The following is a 25,846-nucleotide window of genomic DNA, read 5'->3' as shown; positions in this document are numbered from 1 at the left end:
GTGCCCACCGCCGATTCCCCGGACCGCCCGAGCCGTCCGAACCAGACGTCGCGAACACTCGTGCTCGGCGGTGCACGCTCCGGAAAATCCGCTCACGCCGAGGAACTGACCCAGGCCCTGGCCGGGGCGGGCCGGGTGCGCTACGTCGCCACCAGTCACCGCGACCCCGACGACCACGACTGGGAACACCGCATCGCTCAGCACCGCGATCGGCGTCCCCGCAGCTGGCTCACCGTGGAGACCGCGCACCGGCTCGACCTCGCCGACCAACTGCGTTCCCCCACCGAAGCCGCGGCCACCCTCGTCGACGATCTCGGCACCTGGCTCACCGTCGAACTCGACGGCGCCGCAGCCTGGGACTCGCCGCGGGGCACCATCACCCCACGCACGGACGAACTCGTCGCGAGCGTCCGCGACTACCGCGGCGCACTCGTGCTGGTGACTCCCGAGGTGGGTCTCGGCGTCATCCCCGAGACCCGGTCCGGTCGCCTGTTCCGCGACGAGATCGGCTCCCTCAACGCGCGGCTCGCCCAGGTCTGCGATCGCGTGGTCCTCGTCGTCGCGGGACTGACCATGACCTTGAAAGATGATCCCGCACGCGAGGCGTGCGGGGCAGAAGTGTCCACTCGAGCGAGAGGCCAAGCGTGACCAGCGAGTCCGTGAGCACCGACCCCGGTCGGTTCGAACCCGTCACCCCACCCGACGAAGGGGTGCGCGCACAGGCCGAGGCCCGTCAGTTGCAGCTCACCAAACCGGCCGGCTCGCTCGGACGTCTCGAGACGCTCGCATGCTGGGCCGCGGCCTGCCAGGGTGTCTGCCCGCCCGCCCCGTTCGCGCGGGCGCGCGTGGTGGTGTTCGCCGGCGACCACGGAGTGGCACGGACCGGCGTCTCGGCGTATCCGCCCGAGGTGACGGCCCAGATGGTCGCCAATTTCGTCGGCGGCGGGGCCGCCGTCAATGCTCTCGCGAACCGGGCCGGCGCAAGCGTGCGCGTCGTCGACCTGTCCGTCGACGGCGACACGGATCCGTCGGTGTCGACGTTCAAGATCCGCCGCTCGTCGGGGGCGATCGACCGCGAGGACGCGCTCACACACGAGGAGACACTGAAGGCCATCGAGGCCGGACGGTCCATCGCCGACTCCGAAATCGATTCCGGCGCAGACCTGTTGATCGCCGGAGACATGGGAATCGGCAACACCACGCCGGCCACCGTCCTCATCGCCGCGCTGACGGACACCGAACCGGTGGCGGCGGTCGGCCGGGGCACCGGTGTCGACGACGCCGGCTGGATCCGGAAGACGGCGGCGATCCGCGACGCGATGCGCCGGGCCCGGCCGGTGGTCCGGGACACGGTGGCGCTCCTGCGTACGGTGTCGGGCGCCGACCTCGCCGCGATGGCCGGCTTCCTCGCCCAGGCCTCCGCCCGCAAGACCCCGGTGATTCTCGACGGCGTGGTCGTCACCGCGGCCGCGATGGTCGCGGAGGAACTCGCGCACGGCGCCCGCGCGTGGTGGCTGGCCGGCCACCGTTCCACCGAACCGGCCCACACGATCGCACTGAAGCACCTGCAACTCGACCCCCTCCTCGAACTCGACATGCGACTCGGCGAGGGATCCGGCGCCGTCACCGCGCTGCCGATCCTGCAGGGCGCGGTCGCCACGCTCGCGGAGATGGCGACGTTCGCGGAGGCCGGAGTCAGCACCCGCGACGCCGACGACGGCGAGGACACCGCGACCGGCTCCGCCGCCGATACCGCGGGCTGACCGTGTCGGGCGTACTGCTCGCGTTCTCCTGGCTGACGGTGCTCCCCCTGCGCGGACCGGATTCCGTGGACCGCGTGTCGGGCCGCCGCGCGATCCGGGCGGCGCCGGTGACCGGGGTCGCGCTGGGAGTCCTGGCCGCGGTGCTGCTGTGGGCGCTCGTGTCCGCCGGTCTCGCCCCCGCCCTCGCCGGCCTGATGACGGTGGGTGCACACGCTCTCGCCACCCGAGGCATGCACATCGACGGTCTGTCCGACACCGTCGACGGGCTCGGCTGTTACGGGCCGCCGGAGCGGGCGCGGGCGGTGATGCACAGCGGCGGCGCGGGCCCGTTCGGGGTGTGCGCCCTGGTGATCTGCCTGGGCGCCCAGGGACTGGCGTTCGGATCTCTGGCCGCCGCAGGACAATTCGCGTGCGTCGCCGTCGCCGTGGCGGCCGGGCGGGTGGCGGTCGTCTTCGCCTGCCGGCGCGGAATTCCCGCGTCGTCGACGGAAGGATTCGGCGCACTGGTCGCCGAGACCCAGTCACCGTGGACCGGCATCGCCTGGACCGTTCCGCTCCTCGCGGCGGCCGCGTGGTGCACCTCGCCGTGGTGGCAGGGACCGATCGTCGTGGCAGTCGCGCTGACGCTCACCGCGTTGCTGGTGGCTCACTGCGTCCGGCGATTCGCCGGCCTCAACGGCGACGTGCTCGGCGCCGTGCTCGAGATCACCGTCACCGCCTCGGCGATCGGTCTCACGTTCTGAGCGACCGCCGAAACCGAGATCAGCGCAGTTTCGTCATCCACCCGTGGGTGTCGGCGAACGTTCCCCGCTGAATGCCGGTCAGCGTGTCGCGCAGGGCCATGGTGACCTCGCCGGGCTCGCCGTCGGCGATCGTGAACTCACCCTCGGCCGACTTGACCCGGCCGACAGGCGTGATGACCGCCGCCGTACCGCACGCGAACACCTCGGTGATCTCGCCCGACTTGGTCTTGGTGCGCCATTCGTCGGTGCTGATCCGACGCTCGTCCACCGCGAAACCGGCGTCGGTCGCGAGGGTCAGCAGCGAGTTACGGGTGATACCCGGCAGCAGCGAACCGGACAGGGACGGCGTCACGAGGCGGGCGTCGGATCCGGAGCCGAACACGAAGAAGAGGTTCATGCCGCCCATCTCCTCCACGTACGACCGTTCGATGGCGTCGAGCCACACCACCTGGTCGCAACCCTCGTCGGCGGCCTGCGCCTGCGCGAGAAGCGAAGCCGCGTAGTTGCCCGCGAACTTGGCGGCGCCGGTGCCACCGGGTGCGGCGCGCACGTATTCCGTCGACAGCCACACGCTGACCGGCTTCACTCCACGCGGAAAGTAGGCGCCTGCGGGCGAGGCGATCAGCAGGTAGCGGTACTCGTCGGCCGGACGCACACCGAGTCCGGCCTCGGTGGAGAACATGAACGGGCGAAGGTACAGCGCGTCCTCACCACCGGCGGCGGGCACCCATTCGTGATCCAGCTCGAGCAGTTCGGTGATCGACTTGACGAACAACTCCTCCGGTAGTTCCGGCATCGCGAGACGACGCGCCGACGTCGCGAGTCGTTCGGCGTTCGCTTCGAGGCGGAACGTCGAGATGCCGCCGTCGGGCTGCCGGTACGCTTTCAGCCCCTCGAAGATGGCCTGCCCGTAGTGCAGCACCATCGCGGCGGGGTCGAGCTGGAGCGGCCCGTACGGTTCCACCTTGGCGTCGTGCCAGCCGAGCTCCGTGGAGTAGGTGATCGACACCATGTGGTCCGTGAAGTACCGACCGAATCCGGGCGCCGCCAGTATCTCTCGCCGTACCTCGTCGGAGGTGAGGGCGGGATGCGGGACGCGAACGAACTCGGTGACACCTGTCATGCCCGTGATCTTATCGAACGCCTTCCGCCGCCCCACGGCCGACAGGTCGTCCGCGACAGGCGCTTACTTGGTGTTGATCTCCACGAACGGCGGCGACACCACCTCGGCGCGCAGGGAGCGTCCCCGGACGTCCACGGCGATCTCGTCTCCCGCCGACACGCCGGCTCCGGAGTCGAGCAGCGCCAATGCGATCCCGACCTTGAGCGTGGGCGAGAACGTGCCCGACGTGGTCTCGCCGATCGACTCGCCGTCGCGCAGCACGGTCTGACCGGCGCGGAGAACCCCGCGGTCCAGCGCCTTGATGCCCCACAGCGTGCGCGCCGGGCCGGACTCCTTCTCGTCGGTGAGCGTCTCCTTGCCCCAGAACTTCGGCTTCCTCCACCCGATCGCCCAGCCGCATCGCGCCTCGAGCGGGGAGATCTCCAGCGACAGTTCGTGCCCGTGCAGTGGGTATCCCATCTCGGTGCGCAGCGTGTCCCGGGCGCCGAGACCGGCGACCTGGCCGCCGTGGGCGCGGACCTGCTCGACCGCGGCCCGGAACAGCTTCTCGCTGTCCTCCCAGCGCGGCAGCAGTTCGAACCCGACCTCGCCGGTGTACCCGCTGCGGCACACGCGGACGGGAACCCCGTCCCAGGTGGCGTCCGCGAAGGCCATGTACTCGATGTCGGTGGGCAGGCCGAGGGCGGTGAGTACGTCCGCCGACTTCGGGCCCTGCACGGCGATCACACCGAAGTCCCGGTGCTGGTTCTCCACGGTGACGCCCTCGGGCGCCGCTGCGGCCAGTGCCGCGACCACGTCCGCGGTGTTGGCCGCGTTGGGGACGAGGAACACCTCGTCGGGGCTCACGTAGTAGGCGATCAGATCGTCGATCACTCCGCCCGACGGCGTGCAGCACAGCGTGTACTGCGCCTTGCCGGGGCCGATCTTGTCGAGATCGTTGGTCAGCGCCGAGTTCACGAAGGCTGCGGCGCCGCTGCCCCGCACGAGGGCCTTGCCGAGGTGGCTGACGTCGAACACCCCCACCGACTCGCGCACCGCGGTGTGTTCGGCGACGACACCGGCGTACGAGACGGGCATCTCCCAGCCGCCGAAGGGAGCGAACGTGGCCCCGAGTTCGACGTGAACGGCGTGGACGGGGCCTTGGGACAACTGCTCCTCGGTCATGGGCCTCAACTTATCCGACCCCCGGGCGCACCGGGTAGGCGACGGCGGACGAGCACTACCATCGGGACGGACGTCGACCATCCGACACCACCCGATCCCGAACCGCTGCAGGAGAGACACCGTGAGCACTCACACAGCCCGACCCCTCGGACCACAACTCGCCCTGGCCGGCACCGTCGGCAAGCGGGTGGACGTGCTGGTGATCGGGTTGACGTCGAGCTCGGACGGACCCGAAATCGCGCTCGGCGACGGCATCGTCGACGAATCGGTGCTGACCGATCTGCTCGACACGCTCGTCGCGGTGGGCGCCTCCGGCAAGGCGGAGGAGACGACCCGCATCCCGGCACCCGACACGCTTCCGGTCGACAGTGTGCTGGCCGTCGGCCTCGGTTCGGCCGAGAAGCTCGACGCCGAGCAGATCCGCAAGTCCGCGGGCGCCGCGGCGCGTTCACTCAGTGGCGTCGGCACCGTCGCGACCACCCTGTCCGTACTCGATCTCGGTGCCGCAGCCGAAGGTTTCGCCCTCGGCGCGTACCGCTTCAACGAGTTCAAGTCCGCGAAATCCGCTCCCGGCCCGGACGCACAACCTGTCTCGCGGGTGGAGCTGCTGGTGTCGTCTCCGCGTGCGAAGGAGTCGAAGGAGACCCTCGCGCGCTCCGCGGCAATCGCCGACGCCGTCGCCACTGCGCGCGAATTCGTCAACACTCCCCCGAGCCACCTCTTCCCCGCCGAATTCGCCGACCGCGCAAAGGCTCTCGGCACCGACGCCGGACTGAAGGTCGAGGTCCTCGACGAGAAGGCGCTCGAAAAGAACGGGTACGGCGGCATCCTCGGGGTGGGCAAGGGCTCGTCCCGGCTACCGCGGCTGGTCCGGCTGAGCTACTCAGCCAAGAAGCGGAACGCCCCCAAGGTCGCGCTCGTCGGCAAGGGCATCACGTTCGACACCGGCGGCATCTCCATCAAGCCCGCCGCAGGCATGGAGAACATGACGTCCGACATGGGCGGCGCCGCAGCCGTTGTCGCTACCGTGGTCCTCGCCGCCAAGCTCGGACTGCCCGTCGACGTCACCGCCACCGTCCCGATGGCCGAGAACATGCCGTCGTCCACCGCGCAGCGTCCCGGCGACGTCCTCACCCAGTACGGCGGCACCACGGTGGAGGTCATCAACACCGACGCGGAGGGACGCCTCGTCCTCGCCGACGCCATCGTCCGCGCGTGCGAGGACGACCCCGACTACCTCATCGACACCGCGACCCTCACCGGCGCGCAGATGGTGGCACTGGGCAACCGGACGCCCGGTGTGATGGGCACCGACGAGTTCCGCGACCGGGTCGCCGCCATCTCCCAGGAGATCGGGGAGAACGCGTGGGCCATGCCGATGCCCGCCGAACTGCGCTCGGACCTCGATTCGAAGGTCGCCGACCTCGCCAACGTCACCAACCACCGCTGGGGCGGCATGCTCGCGGCGGCCTTGTACCTCAAGGAGTTCGTCGCCGACGGCGTCCAGTGGGCGCACATCGACGTCGCCGGACCGGCGTACAACTCGTCGGGACCGTGGGGATACACCGGCCGCGGCGGCACCGGCGTGCCCGTGCGCACCATGATCGCGGTGATCGAGGACATCGCCGCCAACGGGTAGGCGCTCCGCGCCCGTGCGCCTTTCGGGTAGCTGGAACAACCAGAAAGGCGCACGGGCGGCGAAGCCGCCTAGAGGTCGCGCTCGCGCTCGCGCTTCCGCTCGATACGGCGCCGCGCATCGTGATCGCGCATCCGCTGCGGGTAGCCCGTCTTGCGGACGTCGTACACGGGGATGCGGAGGTCCTCGCCGAGTTTGCGGGCGCCGCGTTCACCGCCCACCCGGCGCCGGGTCCACTCGCCGTCCGCCGCAACGAGCACGACAGTGACTTCCGTCACCGTCGTCTGAGGTTCCACGTAGGCCTCCACACCGAGGTGCGTGCGAGTCCAGTTCGCGAGATACACGGCGTCCTCGGGGGACGCCTGAGATCGGCCGGACCGAGGCCGCGAGAATCGGTCGAACAACCCCACGTCGAGCCTCCTCGAGTGCGTGCGCCCGACGATGCCGGCGACTGTCCTCCAAGTTTGCCAGCGAACGCCCGGTTTCCGCCGCACACGAAAACTACTGGCCGGTAGCGATTACGTCGCGACACACCGGAGTCCCCGACGGGTGCCCCTCGGCGGACACGCCCGCCGGATCAATGGAAAGATGTGGAGCGCCGACACAGCGAGTGGGTGACGACGAATCGGAATTACCTGCAAGTAGACGCAAGACACGTGCATCTCGAAGCACAATGGTTCACGACCACAAGTCGACAAAATTCAACAACCCGAACACAACTGTCGAGGAGTCAAAAGACATGGCCTTCTCCGTCCAGATGCCAGCGCTTGGTGAGAGTGTCACCGAGGGAACTGTCACGCGGTGGCTCAAGCAGGAAGGAGACACGGTCGAAGTTGACGAACCCTTGCTCGAAGTCTCCACGGACAAGGTGGACACGGAAATCCCGTCTCCCGTGGCCGGCGTTCTCAGCAAGATCGTTGCTCAGGAAGACGACACCGTGGAAATCGGTGGCGAGCTTGCCGTGATCGGCGACGCCGGTGAGGCTCCTGCCTCCGACTCCGCTCCCGCACCCGCCGCCGAAGAGCCCGCCGCCGAAGAGCCCGCCGCAGAGCCGGCTCCCGCCGCGGAGGCGCCGGCCGCCGAGCCCGCGCCCGCAGCATCCGGCAACGGTTCCGCCGAGGGCACCGCCGTGAAGATGCCCGAACTGGGCGAGTCCGTCACCGAGGGCACCGTCACCCGCTGGCTCAAGGCCGTCGGCGACGAGGTCGCCGTGGACGAGCCGCTCGTCGAGGTGTCCACCGACAAGGTCGACACGGAGATCCCGTCCCCCGTCGCCGGTACTCTCCTCGAGATCAGCGCCGAGGAAGACGACACCGTTTCCGTCGGCGGTCAGCTCGCCGTCATCGGTTCGGGTGCGCCCGCCGCCAAGCCGGCCGCGGAACCGAAGCCCGAGCCGACCCCCGAGCCCGCGAAGCCCGCTCCCGCCCCGGAGCCCGCGAAGCCCGAGCCCGCCAAGAGTGCACCGGCCCCGGCCGCCGCACCGGCAGCATCCGCGCCTGCTCCCGCAGCCGCCGCACCCGCTCCCGCGGCCACGTCCGGAGACAGCACCCCGTACGTCACCCCGCTGGTGCGCAAGCTCGCTACGGACAACAACGTCGACCTGTCCTCGGTGACGGGCACCGGAGTCGGTGGCCGCATCCGTAAGCAGGACGTCCTCGCTGCCGCCGAGGCCAAGAAGGCACCGGCCGCCGCTGCCGCGCCTGCTGCCGCACCGGCCGCCGCCGCTGCTCCCGCAGCCGCCTACCCCGGGGTCCGCCCCGAACTGGCCCACCTGCGCGGAACCACGCAGAAGGCCAACCGGATTCGTCAGATCACCGCCACGAAGACGCGGGAGTCGCTGCAGACCACGGCGCAGCTCACCCAGACCTTCGAGATCGACGTCACCAAGATCGCGGCCCTGCGCGCGCAGGCCAAGAACACCTTCCTCGAGCGCGAGGGCGTCAAGCTCACGTTCCTCCCGTTCTTCGCGAAGGCCGTCGTCGAGGCGCTGAAGTCGCACCCGAACATCAACGCCAGCTACGACGAGGCGAACAAGCAGATCACCTACTACGACGCCGAGCACCTGGGCATCGCGGTCGACACCGACCAGGGTCTGCTGTCCCCCGTGATCCACAACGCCGGCGACCTGTCGCTGGCCGGCCTGGCCCGCGCGATCGCGGACATCGCCAAGCGCGCCCGCTCCGGTGGGCTCAAGCCGGACGAGCTGTCCGGTGGCACGTTCACGATCACGAACATCGGCAGCCAGGGCGCCCTGTTCGACACCCCGATCCTCGTGCCGCCGCAGGCCGCGATGCTCGGAACCGGCGCGATCGTCAAGCGTCCCGTGGTCGTGACCGACGAGTCCGGCAGTGAAAGCATCGGCGTCCGCTCGATGTGCTACCTGCCGCTCACCTACGATCACCGCCTCGTCGACGGTGCCGACGCCGGCCGCTTCTTGACCACGATCAAGCAGCGTCTGGAGCAGGGAGCGTTCGAGGCCGACCTCGGCCTCTGATAGTCACCGGACTTCGAGCCGAACGTAGTTTCGCAGGGGCACCATTTCCATCAGGGATGGTGCCCCTGCGCCGTGAAGGAGGCTGTTGCACATGCGAGTGGTCATCGCCGGTTCCTCCGGGCTGATTGGCACCGCTCTCGTCTCGTCTCTCCGCGGCGACGGTCACGACGTCGTCCGCCTCGTCCGGCGGTCGTCCGCGGGTCCCGACGAGTCACACTGGGATCCGCAGAAGGACCGGATCGACACGGGGATACTCGCGGACGCCGATGCGGTCGTGAATCTGTGCGGCGTCGGCGTCGGCGACAAACGCTGGACCGGGGCGTACAAGCAACTGATCCGGGACAGCCGCATCGCCGCCACCGACGTCCTGGCCGAGGGCGTCGCCGCGGCCGCGGTGCCCGTGTTCGTGAATGCGAGCGCAGTCGGCTACTACGGCGACACCGGCGATCGGGTCGTCGACGAGACCTCGCCCTCCGGGACGGGTTTCCTCGCGAACACCTGCCGCGACTGGGAGGCCGCGACAGCCCCCGCCGACACCTCGAAGATCCGGACGGTTCTGCTGCGGAGCGGCATCGTCCTCTCCCCCCACGGCGGCCTGCTCGGCAGGCTGAAGACGCTGTACACGTTCGGGCTCGGCGGCCGGCTCGGCAACGGCCGCCAGTACCTGTCGTGGATCTCGCTGGAGGACGAGGTCGATGCGATCAAGTTCGTCCTCACCCGCGACGACGTCGCCGGTCCCGTGAACGTCACCGGCCCGGCGCCCGTCACCAACGCCCAGTTCAACGGCGCGGTCGCGCGGACGTTGCACCGCCCCGCACCGTGGATCGTTCCCGGGTTCGCGCTCAGCGCACTGGTCGGAGAGTTTGCGCAGGAGGGCATTCTGGCCGGACAGCGCGCGATACCCACGGTGCTCGAGAATGCGGGATTCCGGTTCCGGCACAACACCATCGGGGAAGCGCTCGACGCCGCCCTCGTGCAGTGAACCCAGGTCGTGGCGGTGCGCCCGCCGCCCCGGCGTAACCTCTAGCGCATGAGCAGCGCGACACAATCCGCCCGTTTCAGCCCCTCCCCGATTTCCGTCGAACATCTCGGCACGATCGGGTATGTCGACGCCTGGGATCGACAGCGCGAGCTGGCGGCCGAACGCGCCGAGAACGTGGGTACCGACACGCTGCTCCTGCTCGAACACCCGGCCGTCTACACCGCGGGGCGCCGGACCGAACCCGAGGACCGTCCGACCGACGGCACTCCCGTCATCGACGTCGACCGCGGCGGGAAGATCACCTGGCACGGTCCGGGTCAGCTGGTGGGCTACCCGATCGTCAAGCTGGCCGAACCGGTCGACGTCGTGCGGTACGTGCGCCGGCTCGAGCAGGCACTGATCACCGTGTGCACCGACCTCGGCATCGACTGCGGCCGGGTCGACGGTCGCTCCGGTGTGTGGCTGCCGGCGTCCCTCGACAACGGGCAGTGGCTGCCCGAGCGCAAGGTGGCGGCCATCGGCGTGCGGGTGCAGCGTGGTGTCGCACTCCACGGCTTCTCGCTCAACTGCAATTCCGTTCTCACCGGGTTCGACGCGATCATCCCATGCGGTATCCGCGACGCCGGGGTCACGTCGCTGTCGCGGGAACTGGGCCGCGACGTCACTGTCGAGGAGGTCACGGCCGCCGTCACGGCGGCCGTCGTCGCCGCGCTCGACGGCGAACTTCCGGTGACCGAACACGACATCGAGCGGGTCACGTTCGACTCCGCCGCCGCCGGGACGACGGCCTCCGCGCCCACCTTCACTACTGTTCAGTACGGTTGACCTCCGCTCCCCGGCCCGCCGGGCGCGACGGGCCGGGCGTACGATCGTCTCCGTGACTGTGGCCCCAGAAGGACGCAAATTGCTCCGCCTCGAGATCCGAAATGCGGAGACTCCGATCGAACGCAAACCGAACTGGATCAAGACGAGAGCGAAAATGGGCCCGGAATACTCCGAGCTCAAAAGCCTCGTCAAGCGCGAGGGTTTGCACACCGTCTGCGAAGAAGCCGGCTGCCCCAACATCTACGAATGCTGGGAAGACCGCGAAGCGACCTTCCTCATCGGCGGTGAACAATGCACCCGCCGCTGCGACTTCTGCCAGATCGACACCGGCAAACCCGACGACCTCGACCGCGACGAACCCCGCCGCGTCGCCGAATCCGTCCAGGCGATGGGACTGCGCTACTCCACCATCACCGGCGTCGCCCGCGACGACCTCCCCGACGGCGGCGCCTGGCTCTACGCCGAAACCGTCCGCCTGATCCACCAGCTCAACCCCGGCACCGGCGTCGAACTGCTCATCCCCGACTTCAACGCCAAACCCGACCAGCTCGCCGAGGTGTTCTCCACCCGCCCCGAGGTGCTCGCCCACAACGTCGAAACCGTCCCCCGCATCTTCAAGCGGATCCGGCCCGCATTCCGCTACCAGCGCAGCCTCGACGTGCTCACCGCCGCCCGCGAAGACAACCTCGTCACCAAGTCCAACCTCATCCTCGGCATGGGCGAAACCCCCGACGAGGTCACCCAGGCGTTGCACGACCTGCACGACGCCGGCTGCGACATCATCACCATCACCCAGTACCTGCGCCCCTCCCCCCGCCACCACCCCGTCGAACGGTGGGTCAAGCCCGAGGAATTCGTCGAGCACTCCACCACCGCCGAGGAGATCGGCTTCGCCGGCGTCATGGCCGGACCTCTCGTCCGCTCCTCCTACCGCGCCGGCCGCCTCTACGCACAGGCGATGGCCCACCACGGCCGCGAATTGCCTGCAGGGCAGGCACATCTCACCGAAAGCGGCGATGCGTCGCAGGAGGCAAGTTCCCTCATGGCGCGGCTCGCCCGCTGACCTCCCCGCGTGCGCGGTGGTCGACACCGGACGGGTCATCACCGCGCACGGCCAGGGACGTATCCTGAAGAGCATGGCGAACGGCAGTAAATCCGGTAAAGCGGGCAAACCCAGTAAAGAAGCAAAGGCAGCCGCCAAGGCAGCCCGCAGGCAGGCGTCGAAGGAACGCAGAACTCAGCTCTGGCAGGCGTTCCAGATGCAGCGCAAGGAAGACAAGCTGCTGTTGCCGCTCATGCTCGGCACGCTCATCGGACTCGCGGTGGTGTTCTTCCTCGTCGGTCTGATCTGGGGCCTCCAGTGGTTCCTCCTCCCGATCGGCCTCCTTCTCGGCGTGCTCGGGGCCTTCATCATCTTCGGCCGGCGCGTCCAGAAGACGGTGTACGGCAAGGCGGAGGGCCAGGCGGGCGCGGCCGCGTGGGCGCTCGACAACATGCAGGGCTCCTGGCGCGTGACCAGCGCGGTCGCGGGCACCACGCAGCTCGACGCCGTTCACCGCGTGATCGGACGTCCCGGCGTCATCCTCGTCGCCGAGGGATCGCCGCAACGCGTGAAGTCGCTCCTGGCCCAGGAGAAGAAGAAGACGGCGCGCCTCGTCGGCGACACCCCGATCTACGACATCGTCATCGGCAACGACGAGGGCCAGGTCCCGCTGTCGCAGCTACAGAAGCACCTGAACAAGCTCCCGAAGAACATCGACACCAAGCGGATGGACGCCATCGAGTCGCGGCTCGCCGCGCTCAGCAGCCGCGGTGGCGGTGCCGCACTGCCCAAGGGTCCGATGCCCGGCGGCGCGAAGATGCGCGGCGTGCAGCGCACCATCCGTCGTCGCTAGAAGCCTGTCGCCCCACTACTCCGCCCGATGTCGATCCGACATCGGGCGGAAGACGTTCTGCGGGGTCAGCGGGTGCGAACCAGCGCGGTGCCGGTGGCCCGGTCCTGCATGCCGCGACCGTCGATGTCCGTGATGGTCCCGGGCACGACGAACACGAGCAGCGCCTGACGCACCAGGGCCCGGACGAAGCCGACCCGGGCGGGCCCGTCCACCCGCGCCACCTGCATGCCGAGGAACAGCTGCCCCGGTGTGAAGGAGAACAGCGACACCGTGGCGATACCGACGACGAACCAGACGAGCAGAGTGAAGGTCGAGAACGGACCCTCGAAGAAGTTGTCGCCGATGATCAGTGCCGCGACGCCCGCCGACGACACCCAGTCGATCATCAGAGCGGCGAGACGGCGGCCCGTGCTCGCGAGTGAACCGGGACCTTCCGCCTGCAGGCCGAGGCGCTCGCCCCGGAAGGACTGCTTCGTCTCGTCCGCGCCGTTCGGCAGGGCAGCCGAAGGTCCGGAAAGCCAGGAACCGGTGATACGTGCCATGCTGTCCAGGATAGGCGTCGACTCTCCGAGGACCTCACACCGGAGCTTTGGGCTGTGTGCGCAGTCACAGCCGGTGCAAAAGCCCAGGAAGATTCGACGCGTAACACGGGCGAAACAAAAGGTTGACCAGCGGGCAACACCAAGTCCTTACCGTCTGGCTCGACGAATTCGCCAATATCCACTTGGCTGAAGCGACTTAAGGAGCACAAGCGTGGCGTTCACCACGGCCGAAGAGGTCATCAAGTTCATCAAGGACGAGAACGTCGAATATGTCGACATCCGGTTCAGCGACCTGCCGGGCGTGCAGCAGCACTTCTCGATCCCGGCGTCCGCGTTCAACCAGGACGTCTTCGAGGACGGCCTTGCGTTCGACGGTTCGTCCGTCCGCGGCTTCCAGTCGATCCACGAGTCGGACATGATGCTCCTCCCCGACGTCGCCACCGCCCAGATCGACCCGTTCCGCGCGGCCAAGACGCTGAACATCAACTTCTTCGTGCACGACCCGTTCACGCGTGAGTCCTACAGCCGCGACCCGCGTAACGTCGCGCGCAAGGCCGAGGAATACCTGAAGTCGACCGGCATCGCCGACACCGCCTTCTTCGGCGCCGAGGCCGAGTTCTACATCTTCGACTCGGTCCGCTACGACTCCGGCATCAACGGCGCGTTCTACGAGGTCGACTCCATCTCGGGTTCCTGGAACACCGGCAACGACGTGAACGCCGACGGCAGCCCCAACCTGGGCTACAAGGTCCGCCCCAAGGGTGGATACTTCCCCGTCGCTCCGTACGACCACTACGTCGACCTGCGCGACGAGATCTCCACCAACCTGCAGAACGCGGGCTTCGAGCTCGAGCGCGGCCACCACGAGGTGGGCACCGGCGGCCAGCAGGAGATCAACTACAAGTTCAACACGCTGCTCGCGGCCGCAGACGACCTGCAGCTGTTCAAGTACATCGTGAAGAACACCGCCTGGCAGCACGGCAAGTCGGCCACCTTCATGCCGAAGCCGCTGTTCGGTGACAACGGCTCGGGTATGCACGTCCACCAGTCGCTGTGGAAGGACGGCAAGCCGCTGTTCCACGACGAGGCCGGCTACGCGGGTCTGTCCGACATGGCGCGTCACTACATCGGCGGCATCCTGCACCACGCACCGTCGCTGCTGGCGTTCACCAACCCGACGATCAACTCGTACCACCGTCTGGTGCCGGGCTACGAAGCCCCCATCAACCTCGTGTACAGCCAGCGCAACCGCTCGGCGGCCGTGCGTATCCCGATCACCGGCAACAACCCGAAGGCCAAGCGCCTCGAGTTCCGCGCCCCCGACTCCTCGGGTAACCCCTACCTGAACTTCGCGGCGCAGATGATGGCCGGCCTGGACGGCATCAAGAACAAGATCGAGCCGCAGGCTCCCGTCGACAAGGACCTCTACGAGCTCCCGCCGGAGGAGGCCCGCAACATCCCGCAGGCTCCCACCAGCCTGTCGGCCGTCATCGATCGCCTCGAGGCAGATCACGACTACCTCACCGAGGGTGGCGTGTTCACGTCCGACCTGATCGAGACGTGGATCTCGCTCAAGCGTGAGCAGGAAATCGCTCCGGTCAACCTGCGTCCGCACCCGTACGAGTTCCAGCTGTACTACGACGTGTAAGTCGTCCGCAGCCGCTGACCTGCGTCGGGGCGTTCGGTAGAGCGCCCCGGTACGCAGTAGCTGCGGTCGAGCCCACCCGCGCCGCGATCACTACACCGATCGCGGCGCGGGTGGGCTCTTCTGCATCCGGCCACAGATGGCCGGGCGCGGTCGCGCGCGGGGCGAACCTTCTACTTGTCGCCCTGTCGGCGCACCATCTCGGTGATCCAGACGGGCGCGTACGGAGACGTACAGCCCGGAGACGTCGGGTAGTCCTTCAGCACCTCCAAGCGCTCACCGATTTCGAGTGCGCGGGCGCGGTGCTCCGCGTGCTCGATCCCGATCTGAGCCAGGCAGTGGTTCATCGCCCACTGCAGGCGATCCGGGGCGTCTTTCATCTCCGCCTCGATGACGTCGAGTAGTCCCGCGAGGTCGAGGTCCTCGGGCTTCTTCGCCACGCGTTCGGTGGTCAGCGCCCAGCCGGCACTCGCGACCACCGGATCCGGATCGGCGGACCACGCCAGGCGCAGCTCCTCGGAGTGCGGGTTCTTCTTCACCACGTAGTTCACGAGCCAGTCGTGCACCTTGGGTGCGCGCGCCTCGCGCACCATGACGTCCAACTCGTCACGCTCGAACACCCTCGGGCGGCAGATCAGGATCGCCAGCAGTCGCGCCGCGGTGTCACCCGTCTCCCAGAGCCGGCACGCCAGTTCCTGCTGCGTCTTCAGCCTCTTCGCGAGCGCGCGCAGCTTGCCGAGGTTCACACCGTGATCGTCACCGTGCTTCTCGTTCACCTCGCGTGCCCTCGGGTCCTCGAGCTCGGCCAGCTCGGCCATCACCTCGGCGACCGTCGTCTCGGTCAGCGTCGTCTCGGCCACCTGAGCCTCCTGTCCGTTCCTGGGAGATTCAGCCTACGACGGACGCGGGCCCCGTCGTTTCGTACGTCACTCCCCTGCCGCGCGGTCCGGAACCCGCCCGAGTGCCGCGGGCAGCGTCGTATGATCCAGGCAACCGACCACACGGACCGTTGCGGAGCGTGCGGTCGACGCCTTGCGGGATACTTGCTCCGTTCTCCAGCCCCCTCGGGTCGAGAAGCAGGTGGTGCGGGATGTCAGTGCCCACGACGCCGTCCGGCGTGCCGGTTCCGCGCCGTGTCGTGGTCATTCTGCTGCTGGTAATTCCGCTCAGCCAGATCCCGCTCGACATCTACACCCCGGCGTTGCCGCAGATGGTGCTCGACCTGGACGCGTCCGCGGCCGTGGTGCAGAACACGGTGACGGTCTACATGCTGGGCATGAGTCTGGCGTTCATTCCGGTCGGACTGATCGCGGATGCGGTGGGCCGCAAGCGAACTCTGCTGACCTGCCTGGCGATCCTCGTCGTCACCAGCGTGGGATGCGCACTCGTGCAGAACATCACGCTCCTGCTCGGTCTGAGATTCGTGCAGGGTATCGGTGGGTGCGCGTGCCTCGTCCTCGCCTACGCGATCGCCGCCGACTGCTACCGCGGCGCCCGGCTCACGTCCGTGTCCGGTCTCCTCGGGGCCGCGTGGGGGCTGGCACCCGTTCTCGCACCCGCCGTGGGTGGGGTACTGGTGCAGTTCATGTCGTGGCGTTTGGTGTTCGGGTTGATCGCGCTTCTGGCGGCCCTGGCCGTTCCCCTCGTCGTCGCGGGATTGCCGGAGACGCTTCCACCGGAACTGCGGGCACCGGTCGACGTCGGCGCCGCGGCGCGGGTGCTGGGTGCGGCTCTGCGCCACCGCATCTTCGTGGGGTTCGTGCTCGTGTTCGGACTGATGGCATCTGCACAGATGGTGTTCGGTGTCGTCGCGCCCTTCCTCTACCAGCAGATTCTCGGATTCTCCCCGGCCGCCTACGGTGCGGTGGCGCTCGTCGTGGGCGGCGCCAACCTCGTCGGCGAACTCGCCTGCAGCGCGCTGGCTGTCCGGGTCGGCACACGCCGGCTCGCGTTCGGCGCGTGGTGGGTGTTCGTGGCGGGCGCGCTCGTACTCACCGTTACGGCCGGGCTGTCCGTCGTCACCGCACCGGCCATCACGATCGGCGCCTGCCTCGCGCTCGCAGGATGCGGGGTGCTCTGCCCGCAGATGTACGGGCTCGCTCTCGGACTGTTCACCCGCAATCTCGGACTGATCGGCGGGGTCGTCACGGCGGCCTGCTATCTCGTCGTCAGTGCGGCGATGGCCGTCGCCGGAGTACTGCCGGAGAACAGCCAGGCACCGCTGGGCTGGCTGTACCTGACCCTCGGCGCGGGAGCCGGGATCCTGCTGCTCCTCACCACGTCCACCCGGCGGTCCCAGGGTTCCCCCTCCGCCGCGCCTGCACCACGACCAGAACGGAGGTGACCTCACGTGCCGCATTCACACCCGCGCAGCCCTGCCGCGTCCCCGGTGTCGGTGATCTTCCAACGCCGGATCGACGACGCGAGTTACGCCGACTACGCACGGTGGCAGAAGCGTGCGGCGGAGGCCCTCGCGACCGTTCCGGGTTTCATCGATCAGGACATCGTGCCGCCGTCGCCGCCCGTGCAGGACGACTGGGTGGACGTGCTGCGGTTCGCCACCGTCGAGGACGCCCGCGCATGGCTCGACAGCGACCGCCGGACGGAGCTCGTGGCGGAGATCAAGCACGCCTTCATCGGCAACGAGGACGTCCACCTGCTCACCGGCGAGCAGACCCGGGAGCAGTCGGCGACGTCGGTGGTCATCTCCTGTCACGTCGCCCCCGAGGACGAGTCGGCGTTCATGGACTGGCAGCGGAAGATCTCCGCCGCCGAGGCGGGGTTCCGGGGTTTCCGGGGACACAAGGTCGAGAGGCCGGTGCAGGGGATCACCGAGGACTGGACGATCGTGCTGAGCTTCGACACCGAGGACAACCTGGCGTCGTGGATGGATTCACCCGAGCGGGCGGCCCTCCTGAAGGAGGGCGAGAAGTTCAACAAGAATCTCCGAATCCGCAAAGCGAGCTACGGTTTCGACTTCTGGTTCCGCGGCGCGGGCGGTGACGAGCCGCCCCCGGTGCCCGTTGCCCGGAGCAATCTCCTGGCGCTGCTGGTGCTGTATCCGCTGGTGGTGATCTGGGGCCATTTCGTCAGCGCACCGTTCATCGAGGCGCACGGGGTTCCGATCGCCGTCGCCCTGTTTCTCGCGAACCTGGTCACCACCCAGATCCTCGGCTGGTGGGCGGTCCCGGCGGCGTTCAAGGTGTTCGGATGGTGGATGGACCCGGCGATCTCCCCCCGCCGGCGGAACCTCGGTTACGCCGTGATGATCGCGCTGTTCGGGATTTCGATCGCCGTGTGCACCCTGCTGTTCATGATCCCGACCACGTAACAGACTTTCCGATTCACCTGCGCGATGTTCGGGTACGTAGCACTGTGAAGGACCGAGGTCTGTTTTCACATCTGGAGAAAGGTGTTCACGGTTGGACATGCAGCAACTGTGGGACTTCGTCTCCGCCCGCAAGCAGCAACTGGTCACCGACTCGTTCTTGCACGTCAGCGCAGTCGTGCAGTCCGTGGTGATCGCCACGATCGTCGCGGTGGCGATCGGGATCCTCGTGTACCGCAGCCCGGCCGGCTCCGCGATCGCCACCGCACTCGCGAGCACGATCCTCACCATCCCGTCGTTCGCCCTACTCGGCCTGCTGATCCCGATCCTCGGACTCGGTGTCGCCCCCACCGTCACCGCTCTCGTGCTGTACGCACTGCTGCCGATCATCCGGAACACCATCCTCGGACTCGCCTCCGTCGACCCCGCGATCACCGACGCGGCCCGGGGCGTGGGAATGAGCCGCACGACGGTGCTGAGCAGGATCGAACTCCCGCTCGCCTGGCCGTCGATCCTGACGGGCATGCGGGTGAGCACCCAGATGCTGATGGGCATCCTCGCGATCGCCGCCTATGCCAAGGGTCCCGGGCTCGGCAACCTCATCTTCTCGGGGCTGTCCCGCGTCGGCAGCCCGACAGCGATACCGCAGGCCCTCACGGGGACCGTTCTCATCGTGATCCTCGCCCTCGTACTCGACGGCATCCTCGCCGTCATCGGCCGACTCACCACCTCCAGGGGGATCCGTGACTGACCTCGACACACCGCACACCAACGGAAGCACCGTCTCGGGAGTGGACATCGTCCTCGAAGACGTCGTCAAGAGCTACCCGGGCCAGGAGAAGGCGGCCGTCGACAACGTGTCGATGCGCATCCCCGCCGGCGAGATCGTGGTTCTCGTCGGCCCGTCCGGCTGCGGCAAGACCACCACCATGCGCATGATCAACCGGCTCATCGAACCGACGTCGGGGAAGATCACGATCGGCGGCAAGGACGCCCTGTCCATCGACCCGGACAAGTTGCGGCGCGGCATCGGCTACTCGATCCAGCAGGCCGGACTGTTCCCGCATCTCACGATCGCGAAGAACGTGGGCACGGTCCCCGGTCTGATCGGCTGGGACAAGAAGAAGATCGCCGACCGCACCGACGAGATGCTCGACCTCGTCGGACTCGAACCCGACCTCTACCGCGAGCGCTACCCCCGGCAGTTGTCGGGCGGTCAGCAGCAGCGCGTCGGGGTGGCGCGGGCGCTGGCCGCCGATCCCCCGGTGCTGCTCATGGACGAGCCGTTCGGCGCGGTCGATCCGATCACGCGCGGACTGCTGCAGGACGAATTGATGCGACTGCAGTCCGATCTCGGCAAGACGATCGTCTTCGTGACGCACGATTTCAACGAGGCGGTCAAGCTGGGCGATCGGATCGCGGTGCTGGGCAACCAGTCGCACATCATGCAGTACGACACTCCGGAGGCGATCCTCGCCCATCCCGCCAACGACATGGTGGCCGGATTCGTCGGCGCGGACGCGTCGCTGAAGCAGCTGACGCTCACCCGGGTGGCGGAGGTGGAACTCCTCGACTGCCCCACCGCGTACGAGGACGGCTCGGTGGACGATCTGCGGGCGGCGATCTCGTCCCGCAGGATCAAGTGGGGCGTCCTCCTGGACGCGCGGGACCGCCCGACCCGCTGGGTGTCGTTGCGGCATCTGGCCAACGCCACCTCGCTGCGCGACATCGGCGACCCGATCGAGGAGGTGGTGTCCACCCAATCGACGCTGCAGGACGCCCTCGAGGCGCTCCTCGCGGAGAGCAGTGCGTCGACGATCGTCACCGGCCGGCGGGGCGAGTACCGCGGCCTGATCACCATCGACACACTGGTGACGCACCTGTCCGCGATGCGTGAGGAACACGCGCACGACGACGAGGACAGCGAGCCGCAGCAGGACGGGGCGAGCGAGGGCGGCACACCGTCATGACGGCCGCCGTCGCCACGAAGCCCACCGCACCGGCCGCCCGGCGGTCGGAGCGGGCCCGCTTGCTGGTCCAGCCGATCATCGTCGTGATCCTGGTGGTGGGTGTGCTCGCCTGGGCCTTCAACCGCGAACTCACCGCCACGCAGAAGGGCAGCCTCAACGCCGCCAACATCGCGACCCTGACGTGGCAGCACGTGTTGATCACGGTCGCGGTGGTCGCGATCGTCGTCGTCATCGCCGTCCCGCTGGGGATCCTTCTGACGCGGCCCGGGTTCACCAAGCTGGCGCCGATCTTCCTCGGAATCGCCAACATCGGACAGGCCGCGCCGGCCATCGGACTGCTGGTGCTGCTCTTCCTCGCGACGGGGACCACCGGATTCTGGATCGGGGTGCTCCCCATCGCGTTCTACTCTCTCCTGCCCGTTCTCCGGAACACGATCCTGGGTCTGCAGGAGGTCGATCCCGCCGTCATCGACGCCGGGCGCGGACAGGGCATGACCGCCGGCCTCGTCCTGCGGAAGGTCGAGTTCCCACTCGCCGTCCCGTACATCCTCGCGGGACTGCGCACGTCGCTCGTGCTCGCCGTGGGCACCGCGACGCTCAGTTTCCTCGTCAGCGCCGGCGGTCTGGGAATCCTCATCGACACCGGATACAAGTTGCGCGACAACGTGACCCTAGTGGTGGGAGCCGTGCTCGCGGTCGCGCTCGCGCTGCTCGTCGACTGGTGCGGCGCCCTGGCCGAGGAGTTCCTCGGCCCGAAGGGGCTGCGCTGATGAACCACCTTCGGAAGGCGATCGCCGCGACGGCCGTGACACTCTGCGGAGTCCTCGCAGCGTCCTGCGGCCTCGAATCCGGTGGCGCCCTGCCACTGTCTGTGGAACCGGGCAGCATCCAGCCCGTCCCCGAACTCGAAGGTGTCAAGATCACCGTCGGTTCCAAGGACTTCACCGAGCAGGTCACCCTCGGGTACATCATCGAGTTCGCGCTCAGTGCCGCCGGCGCGGAGGTGCGCGACCTCACCAACATCCAGGGTTCCAACAGCACCCGGGACGCCCAGCTGGACGGGCAGATCGACGTCACCTACGAGTACACCGGGACCGGGTGGATCAACTACCTCGGCAACGAGATTCCGATTCCCGACCCGACCGCGCAGTTCGAGGCGGTCCGCGACGAGGACCTCGAAAGCAACGGCATGGTGTGGGTGGATCCGGCCCCGATGAACAACACGTACGCACTCGCGATGAGCAGGCAGACCGCCGAGGAAACCGGGATCACCACCCTGTCGGAGTACGCGGATCTGGTCAACCGCGACCCCGCCGCTGCGACGACCTGCGTCGAAACCGAATTCAACGTCCGGCAGGACGGGTTCCCGGGTATGGCCGCCAAGTACGGCTTCGACCCCGCCCGCGCGAACCGCCAGATCCTGCAGACCGGCATCATCTATCAGGCCACCGCGGACGGGACGCAGTGCAAGTTCGGCGAGGTGTTCACGACGGACGGCCGCATCATCGCGCTCGATCTGGTGCTGCTGGAGGACGATCGCCAGTTCTTCCCGAAATACAACCCGGCGATCACCATGCGCAAGGATTTCGCCGAGGCACATCCGCAGGTGGCGGAGGTGATGGCCCCGATCTCCGCGGCGCTGACCAACGAGGAGATCACCGAGCTGAACCGGCGGGTCGACGTCGAGGGCGAGGAACCAGCGGACGTGGCCCAGGACTGGATGGTGGAGAAGGGATTCGTCACGCTCCCGTGACGCTCAGCTGCCGACGGCGATCTTCGCGATCAGACCTCGATGATCCGAACCCATCAGGACAACCGATTCCACGGACTCCGCCTGCGCTCCGCTCGTGACGATGTGATCGATCGCGATCATCGGCGGGAACGGCTGCCGGTCGGCGGGATACGTGTTCTGGATTCCCGCACCCACCTGGTCCGCGGCATCGCGGTAGCGTCCGGTCACGAGGCTGCGGTACTTCACGTGGTCGCGGGTGGAGTTGAAGTCGCCGCTGACGATCACCGGTCCCGAGTCGGCGGGGAGGGCGTCGAGAATGGTCTTGATGCGGTCCATCTCGCGCGACCACAGCGACGGATCCGACGGCCACGGCGGGACCGGGTGGAACGCGTACAGTGCCGTGCTCGCACCGTCCGGGAGTTCCACCCGGGCCGACAGCGCGGACAGGACGAATTCCGAGTGGTGGACCTTGTCGGTCAGCGGGTACCGGCTCCAGATCCCGGTTCCCTCGCCGCCACTGCCGGGCATGAGGAACGAGAACGGCAGCGTCGATTCGATTCCCGCGGCCACCAACCGGTCGACGGCCTCCGGTGTCAGTTCGTTGGTGGTGAGCACGTCGACGTCGTGGTCCCGGATCTGCCGGACGAGGGAGTCGGCGTCCGCGTTGCCGAGCCAGATGTTGGCCTGCATCACCGTCAGTTCCGGCCCGGACGCCGTCACCGAACTGTTCGCCACGTACAGCGGGCCCTGCGACAGGGTGGCCACCGCGGCCACGGCCAGCGCGACCCCGAAACCGATCCAGTGCCGGGTGATTCCCAGCAACAGCACCCCGACCGCGGCGGCCGCCATCAGGTACGGCGCCGCGGACGCCAGCACGAGCAGACGCTGGTTCTGGACGTCGAGGAATCTCAGCACGACGCCGAACACGCCGACGAGCACCGCGAGCCACCCGAGCGCCGTCAGCGTCCGCACCCCCCAGGTGGCGATCACTCCCCGAAGACTCTCTCCACCACAGCCTTGGCCCGCCGGGTCACCCGCAGGTAGTTGTCGAGGAACTCGCCCGCGTCGCCGCCACCCCAGCCGGCGATCTGCGCGACCGCGGACAGCACCCGGCCCGAGCCGGGCAGCTGATCGGTGGCCTTGCCGCGAACGAGCACGAGGCAGTTGCGCGCCTTCGTCGCCGTGATCCACGCGTCACGCAGCAGATCGACGTCGGACTCGCTGAGCAACTCGGCCGCGCCGATCGCGTCGAGTGTCTCGAGAGTCGACGTGTTGTGCAGCGACTCGATCTCGTGGGCGTGCCGGAGCTGGATCAGCTGCACGGTCCATTCGATGTCGGCGAGACCGCCGCGCCCGAGCTTGGTGTGCGTCGCGGGGTCGGCGCCGCGCGGCAGTCGCTCGGAGTCGACGCGCGCCTTGATGCGCCGGATCTCACGGACCGCCTGCTCCGACACCCCGCCCTCCGGGTAGCGTGTCTTGTCGATCATGTGCAGGAAGCGCAGTCCCAGATCGGCGTCGCCCGCGACGTGATGCGCGCGCAGCAGTGCCTGGATCTCCCAGGCCTGCGCCCACTGCGCGTAATAGGCCTCGTAGGACGCCAGCGTGCGCACCATCGGGCCGCTGCGTCCCTCCGGGCGCAGACCCGTGTCGACCTCCAGCGGCGGATCGGTGCTGGGCGCGCCGAGCAGAGCCCGCACCTTGTCGCCGATGCTATTGGCCCACTTGACGGCGACCGTCTCGTCGATCCCCTCGCGCGGCTCGCACACGAACAGCACGTCCGCGTCGGAACCGTAGCCGAGCTCACCGCCACCGAGCCGGCCCATGCCGATCACCGTGAAGGTCGCGGGAGCGGGCGTGCCGAGTTCCTTCTCGCTCGCCTTGGTCACGGCCGCCAGGGCGGCATTGAGCACGGCCGCCCACACGGACGACAGCGCCTTGCAGACGCCCGGCACGTCGAGCATGCCGAGGATGTCCGCGGAGGCGATACGGGCCAGCTCGTAACGGCGCAGGGAGCGCGCCGCCGCGATCGCGCGGGCCGGGTCGTCGTGGCGTGCCGACGCCGTCAGGATGCCGCGCGCGACGTCCTCCGGCTTCGACTCCAGCAGCCGCGGTCCGGCCGGCGAATCCGCGAACAGGCGCACCACGTCCGGCGCCTTGATCAGCAGGTCGGGGACGTAGGCCGAGGATCCGAGTACTGTCATCAGCCGCTCGGCGACCGAGGCCTCGTCACGCAGCAGCCGGAGGAACCAGGTCTGATCGGTCATCGCGTCCGACAGCCGCCGGTACGCGAGCAGGCCCGCATCGGGATCCGGTGTGTCGGCGAGCGATTCGAGCAGCGTCGGCAGCAACAACGCCTGGATGCGGCCCTTGCGGGACGCGCCGCTGGTGAGTGCGGTGAGGTGCCCGAGCGCGTTCTCCGGGGCGGTGTAGCCCAGCGCCGCCAGCTGGCGGATGGCCGCGTCCGGGCTCAGCCGCAGAGCCTCCTTGTCGATGCGCGCCACCGATTCGAGCAGCGGCCGGTAGAACAGCTTGGCGTGCAGCCGTCGCACGCGGTGCGAGTTGCGCTTGATCTCCGCATTGAGAACGCCGAGTGCGTCCTTGCTGCCGTCGGGCCGCATGTGCGCCGCGCGAGCCAGCCAGCGCAGCGCTTCCTCGTCGTCGGCGGGCGGGAGGGTGTGCGTGCGCCGCAGCTTCTGCAACTGCAGCCGGTGCTCGAGCAACCGCAGGAACTCGTAGGACGCAGCGAGATTCGCAGCGTCGTCGCGGCCCACGTAGCCGCGGGCGGCGAGGGCGGTCAGCGCGTCGATGGTGCTCTGGACGTGCAGCGCCTCGTCCGCGCGCCCGTGCACGAGTTGCAGGAGCTGGACGGCGAACTCGACGTCGCGCAGACTGCCGCGGCCCAGTTTCAGTTCGCGTTCGCGGAGTTCCGGCGGAACCATCTCCTCCACCCGGCGGCGCATCGCCTGCACCTCGGGAACGAAGTCCTCGCGCTCCGACGCGGTCCACACCATCGGGCTGAGGGCGTCGACGTACTGCTGTCCGAGCGCGACGTCGCCGATCATCGGGCGGGCCTTGAGCAGCGCCTGGAATTCCCAGGTCTTGGCCCAGCGCTTGTAGTACGCGACATGCGAATCGAGGGTGCGGACGAGTTCGCCGCGCTTGCCCTCCGGCCGCAGCGCGGCGTCCACGTCGAAGAAGGCCGAGGACCCGATGCGCATCATCTCGCCCGCGATCCGGCTGGCGATCGCGTCGGCGGGTTCGGCGACGAAGACCACGTCCACGTCGCTGACGTAATTGAGTTCGCGGGCACCGCACTTGCCCATGGCGATGACGGCCAGCCGCACGGGGCACGGCGCGTCGGGACACACGGCTGCGACGGCCACCGCGAGGGCGGCGTTCAGCGCGGCGTCCGCCAGATCGGACAGCTGATGCCCGACAGTCTGGTACGGAAGTACCGGTTCGTTCTCGACAGTCGCCGCGAGGTCGACGGCGGCGAGCAGCATCAGCTCGTCGCGGTACGCCTTGCGCAGCGCCGCGATGGCATCGGGTCCGGTCACCTTCGCCCGGTACAGTTTTGCGTCCGGGTGGGCGCCGTCCTCGGGTTCGGCCCCGACCGCGGCCATCATCGTGGCGGTCGCCTCGTCCTTCGACGGGAGGCGGACGTCGCCGGCGAGGATCTTCCAGGACGCGGGATCCGCGACCAGGTGGTCGCCGAACGCGCTGGACGCGCCGAACAGCCCGAACAGCCGGCCACGCAGACCCTTGTCGGTGCGGAGTGCCGCATCGAGTTCGGCCCAGCCCTCGCCGAGCCCGTCCTTCAGACGCACCAGGGTGCGGAGGGCGAGGTCGGCGTTCGCGGCCCTCGACAACGACCAGAGCAGTTCGATGCTGTCTTCACCGACCCAGCCCAGATCGCGGAGTTCGGACGGAGCGGTCGGCTCGACGAGACCCAGACGACCCGGACCGGGAACGGCAGAACGCGCTGCCGGAGGCTTCACCATGCT

The 25,846-nt window shown here is 68.6% G+C and carries 23 protein-coding genes; 16 read left to right on the top strand and 7 right to left on the bottom strand.

The window, feature by feature from the left end:
* The 3 genes from cobU to GO592_RS08585 are packed head-to-tail and all read left to right on the top strand — an operon-like array spanning position 1 to position 2,506.
* Complete coding sequence (gene cobU / locus GO592_RS08595; protein ID WP_007297477.1) at positions 1-648, top strand: bifunctional adenosylcobinamide kinase/adenosylcobinamide-phosphate guanylyltransferase; 648 nt, start codon at positions 1-3, stop codon at positions 646-648.
* The gene (gene cobT / locus GO592_RS08590) at positions 645-1,763 is read left to right on the top strand and encodes a nicotinate-nucleotide--dimethylbenzimidazole phosphoribosyltransferase (protein WP_007297478.1); all 1,119 of its coding nucleotides are present in this window, start codon (positions 645-647) and stop codon (positions 1,761-1,763) included. The genes cobU and cobT overlap by 4 nt, the downstream gene beginning before the upstream one ends.
* Positions 1,764-1,765: 2 nt before the next feature.
* Positions 1,766-2,506 (top strand): adenosylcobinamide-GDP ribazoletransferase, encoded by a 741-nt coding sequence (locus GO592_RS08585; protein ID WP_007297479.1) that lies wholly within the window; start codon positions 1,766-1,768, stop codon positions 2,504-2,506.
* Positions 2,507-2,525: 19 nt separating this feature from the next.
* Here GO592_RS08585 and GO592_RS08580 read toward each other — a convergent pair whose 3' ends face one another.
* Together GO592_RS08580 and gcvT are read right to left on the bottom strand one after the other, a co-directional pair.
* Complete coding sequence (locus tag GO592_RS08580; RefSeq protein ID WP_005260097.1) at positions 2,526-3,629, bottom strand: branched-chain amino acid aminotransferase; 1,104 nt, start codon at positions 3,627-3,629, stop codon at positions 2,526-2,528.
* 63 nt (positions 3,630-3,692) lie between these two features.
* Positions 3,693-4,793 carry a glycine cleavage system aminomethyltransferase GcvT gene (gcvT, locus tag GO592_RS08575; RefSeq protein ID WP_007297480.1) on the bottom strand — a complete coding sequence of 367 codons (1,101 nt, stop codon included), beginning with the start codon at positions 4,791-4,793 and terminating at the stop codon, positions 3,693-3,695.
* Positions 4,794-4,914: 121 nt separating this feature from the next.
* On the opposite strand from gcvT, the gene GO592_RS08570 reads away from it, so the two are divergent.
* A complete protein-coding gene (locus GO592_RS08570; RefSeq protein WP_007297481.1) occupies positions 4,915-6,432 on the top strand; it encodes a leucyl aminopeptidase in 1,518 nt (505 codons plus the stop codon).
* A gap of 68 nt (positions 6,433-6,500) precedes the next feature.
* Here the strand turns inward: GO592_RS08570 and GO592_RS08565 are convergent, their stop codons facing one another.
* On the bottom strand, positions 6,501-6,839 hold the full coding sequence (locus GO592_RS08565) for a hypothetical protein (protein WP_007297482.1): 339 nt from the start codon (positions 6,837-6,839) through the stop codon (positions 6,501-6,503).
* A 329-nt stretch (positions 6,840-7,168) separates the two neighbouring features.
* Between GO592_RS08565 and sucB the strand changes: the two genes are divergently transcribed.
* The 5 genes from sucB (at position 7,169) to GO592_RS08540 (ending at position 12,625) form a co-directional block, all read left to right on the top strand.
* On the top strand, positions 7,169-8,923 hold the full coding sequence (gene sucB / locus GO592_RS08560) for a 2-oxoglutarate dehydrogenase, E2 component, dihydrolipoamide succinyltransferase (protein ID WP_007297483.1): 1,755 nt from the start codon (positions 7,169-7,171) through the stop codon (positions 8,921-8,923).
* A 91-nt stretch (positions 8,924-9,014) separates the two neighbouring features.
* A complete protein-coding gene (locus GO592_RS08555) occupies positions 9,015-9,905 on the top strand; it encodes a TIGR01777 family oxidoreductase (RefSeq protein ID WP_007297484.1) in 891 nt (296 codons plus the stop codon).
* Between the two features lie 48 nt (positions 9,906-9,953).
* Positions 9,954-10,730 (top strand): lipoyl(octanoyl) transferase LipB, encoded by a 777-nt coding sequence (lipB, locus tag GO592_RS08550; protein ID WP_007297485.1) that lies wholly within the window; start codon positions 9,954-9,956, stop codon positions 10,728-10,730.
* Between the two features lie 52 nt (positions 10,731-10,782).
* Entirely contained in the window at positions 10,783-11,793 is a 1,011-nt protein-coding gene (lipA, locus tag GO592_RS08545; RefSeq protein ID WP_202715105.1) for a lipoyl synthase, read from the top strand.
* 73 nt (positions 11,794-11,866) lie between these two features.
* Positions 11,867-12,625, top strand: a complete 759-nt coding sequence (locus GO592_RS08540; RefSeq protein WP_005247752.1) for a DUF4191 domain-containing protein — start codon at positions 11,867-11,869, stop codon at positions 12,623-12,625.
* Positions 12,626-12,690: 65 nt separating this feature from the next.
* Here the strand turns inward: GO592_RS08540 and GO592_RS08535 are convergent, their stop codons facing one another.
* A complete protein-coding gene (locus GO592_RS08535; protein WP_005561161.1) occupies positions 12,691-13,167 on the bottom strand; it encodes an RDD family protein in 477 nt (158 codons plus the stop codon).
* Positions 13,168-13,378: 211 nt separating this feature from the next.
* Here GO592_RS08535 and glnA point away from each other — a divergent pair, with 211 nt between their 5' ends.
* The gene (glnA, locus tag GO592_RS08530) at positions 13,379-14,815 is read left to right on the top strand and encodes a type I glutamate--ammonia ligase (RefSeq protein ID WP_005254248.1); all 1,437 of its coding nucleotides are present in this window, start codon (positions 13,379-13,381) and stop codon (positions 14,813-14,815) included.
* A gap of 170 nt (positions 14,816-14,985) precedes the next feature.
* Here the strand turns inward: glnA and GO592_RS08525 are convergent, their stop codons facing one another.
* Entirely contained in the window at positions 14,986-15,672 is a 687-nt protein-coding gene (locus tag GO592_RS08525) for a DNA alkylation repair protein (RefSeq protein WP_007299553.1), read from the bottom strand.
* 230 nt (positions 15,673-15,902) lie between these two features.
* On the opposite strand from GO592_RS08525, the gene GO592_RS08520 reads away from it, so the two are divergent.
* From GO592_RS08520 to GO592_RS08495, 6 genes are all read left to right on the top strand, one after another.
* A complete protein-coding gene (locus tag GO592_RS08520) occupies positions 15,903-17,156 on the top strand; it encodes a multidrug effflux MFS transporter (protein ID WP_007299552.1) in 1,254 nt (417 codons plus the stop codon).
* 6 nt (positions 17,157-17,162) lie between these two features.
* Positions 17,163-18,143: a hypothetical protein gene (locus tag GO592_RS08515; RefSeq protein WP_005254251.1), complete on the top strand. Its 981-nt coding sequence runs from the start codon at positions 17,163-17,165 to the stop codon at positions 18,141-18,143.
* Between the two features lie 97 nt (positions 18,144-18,240).
* Entirely contained in the window at positions 18,241-18,891 is a 651-nt protein-coding gene (locus tag GO592_RS08510) for an ABC transporter permease (RefSeq protein ID WP_007299551.1), read from the top strand.
* Positions 18,884-20,110, top strand: a complete 1,227-nt coding sequence (locus GO592_RS08505) for an ABC transporter ATP-binding protein (protein WP_007299550.1) — start codon at positions 18,884-18,886, stop codon at positions 20,108-20,110. Before GO592_RS08510 ends, GO592_RS08505 begins: the two co-directional genes overlap by 8 nt.
* Positions 20,107-20,880 carry an ABC transporter permease gene (locus tag GO592_RS08500; protein WP_007299549.1) on the top strand — a complete coding sequence of 258 codons (774 nt, stop codon included), beginning with the start codon at positions 20,107-20,109 and terminating at the stop codon, positions 20,878-20,880. The genes GO592_RS08505 and GO592_RS08500 overlap by 4 nt, the downstream gene beginning before the upstream one ends.
* Positions 20,880-21,863, top strand: coding sequence for a glycine betaine ABC transporter substrate-binding protein (locus GO592_RS08495; RefSeq protein ID WP_007299548.1), 984 nt, complete (start codon positions 20,880-20,882; stop codon positions 21,861-21,863). The genes GO592_RS08500 and GO592_RS08495 overlap by 1 nt, the downstream gene beginning before the upstream one ends.
* Before the next feature lie 3 nt (positions 21,864-21,866).
* Here GO592_RS08495 and GO592_RS08490 read toward each other — a convergent pair whose 3' ends face one another.
* Positions 21,867-22,832 carry an endonuclease/exonuclease/phosphatase family protein gene (locus tag GO592_RS08490; protein ID WP_007299547.1) on the bottom strand — a complete coding sequence of 322 codons (966 nt, stop codon included), beginning with the start codon at positions 22,830-22,832 and terminating at the stop codon, positions 21,867-21,869.
* Positions 22,829-25,843, bottom strand: coding sequence for a bifunctional [glutamine synthetase] adenylyltransferase/[glutamine synthetase]-adenylyl-L-tyrosine phosphorylase (locus GO592_RS08485; protein WP_007299546.1), 3,015 nt, complete (start codon positions 25,841-25,843; stop codon positions 22,829-22,831). Before GO592_RS08485 ends, GO592_RS08490 begins: the two co-directional genes overlap by 4 nt.
* Positions 25,844-25,846: the final 3 nt, after the last annotated feature.

Source organism: Rhodococcus sp. 21391 (assembly GCF_016772255.1).
In the GTDB taxonomy this organism is placed as follows: domain Bacteria; phylum Actinomycetota; class Actinomycetes; order Mycobacteriales; family Mycobacteriaceae; genus Rhodococcus_F; species Rhodococcus_F opacus.
Note: the sequence above shows the minus strand (reverse complement) of the source record. Positions and strands in the feature narration are given on the sequence as shown.

What these genes read in the sequence shown, in the direction of transcription:
- GO592_RS08520 (WP_007299552.1), top strand. Translation starts at nt 15,903, where the DNA reads ATGTCAGTGCCCACGACGCCGTCCGGCGTGCCGGTTCCGCGCCGTGTC.
- sucB (WP_007297483.1), top strand. Translation starts at nt 7,169, where the DNA reads ATGGCCTTCTCCGTCCAGATGCCAGCGCTTGGTGAGAGTGTCACCGAG.
- gcvT (WP_007297480.1), bottom strand. Translation starts at nt 4,793, where the DNA reads ATGACCGAGGAGCAGTTGTCCCAAGGCCCCGTCCACGCCGTTCACGTC.
- GO592_RS08495 (WP_007299548.1), top strand. Translation starts at nt 20,880, where the DNA reads ATGAACCACCTTCGGAAGGCGATCGCCGCGACGGCCGTGACACTCTGC.
- GO592_RS08485 (WP_007299546.1), bottom strand. Translation starts at nt 25,843, where the DNA reads ATGGTGAAGCCTCCGGCAGCGCGTTCTGCCGTTCCCGGTCCGGGTCGT.
- GO592_RS08510 (WP_007299551.1), top strand. Translation starts at nt 18,241, where the DNA reads ATGCAGCAACTGTGGGACTTCGTCTCCGCCCGCAAGCAGCAACTGGTC.
- GO592_RS08500 (WP_007299549.1), top strand. Translation starts at nt 20,107, where the DNA reads ATGACGGCCGCCGTCGCCACGAAGCCCACCGCACCGGCCGCCCGGCGG.
- GO592_RS08535 (WP_005561161.1), bottom strand. Translation starts at nt 13,167, where the DNA reads ATGGCACGTATCACCGGTTCCTGGCTTTCCGGACCTTCGGCTGCCCTG.
- GO592_RS08580 (WP_005260097.1), bottom strand. Translation starts at nt 3,629, where the DNA reads ATGACAGGTGTCACCGAGTTCGTTCGCGTCCCGCATCCCGCCCTCACC.
- lipB (WP_007297485.1), top strand. Translation starts at nt 9,954, where the DNA reads ATGAGCAGCGCGACACAATCCGCCCGTTTCAGCCCCTCCCCGATTTCC.
- GO592_RS08540 (WP_005247752.1), top strand. Translation starts at nt 11,867, where the DNA reads ATGGCGAACGGCAGTAAATCCGGTAAAGCGGGCAAACCCAGTAAAGAA.
- GO592_RS08555 (WP_007297484.1), top strand. Translation starts at nt 9,015, where the DNA reads ATGCGAGTGGTCATCGCCGGTTCCTCCGGGCTGATTGGCACCGCTCTC.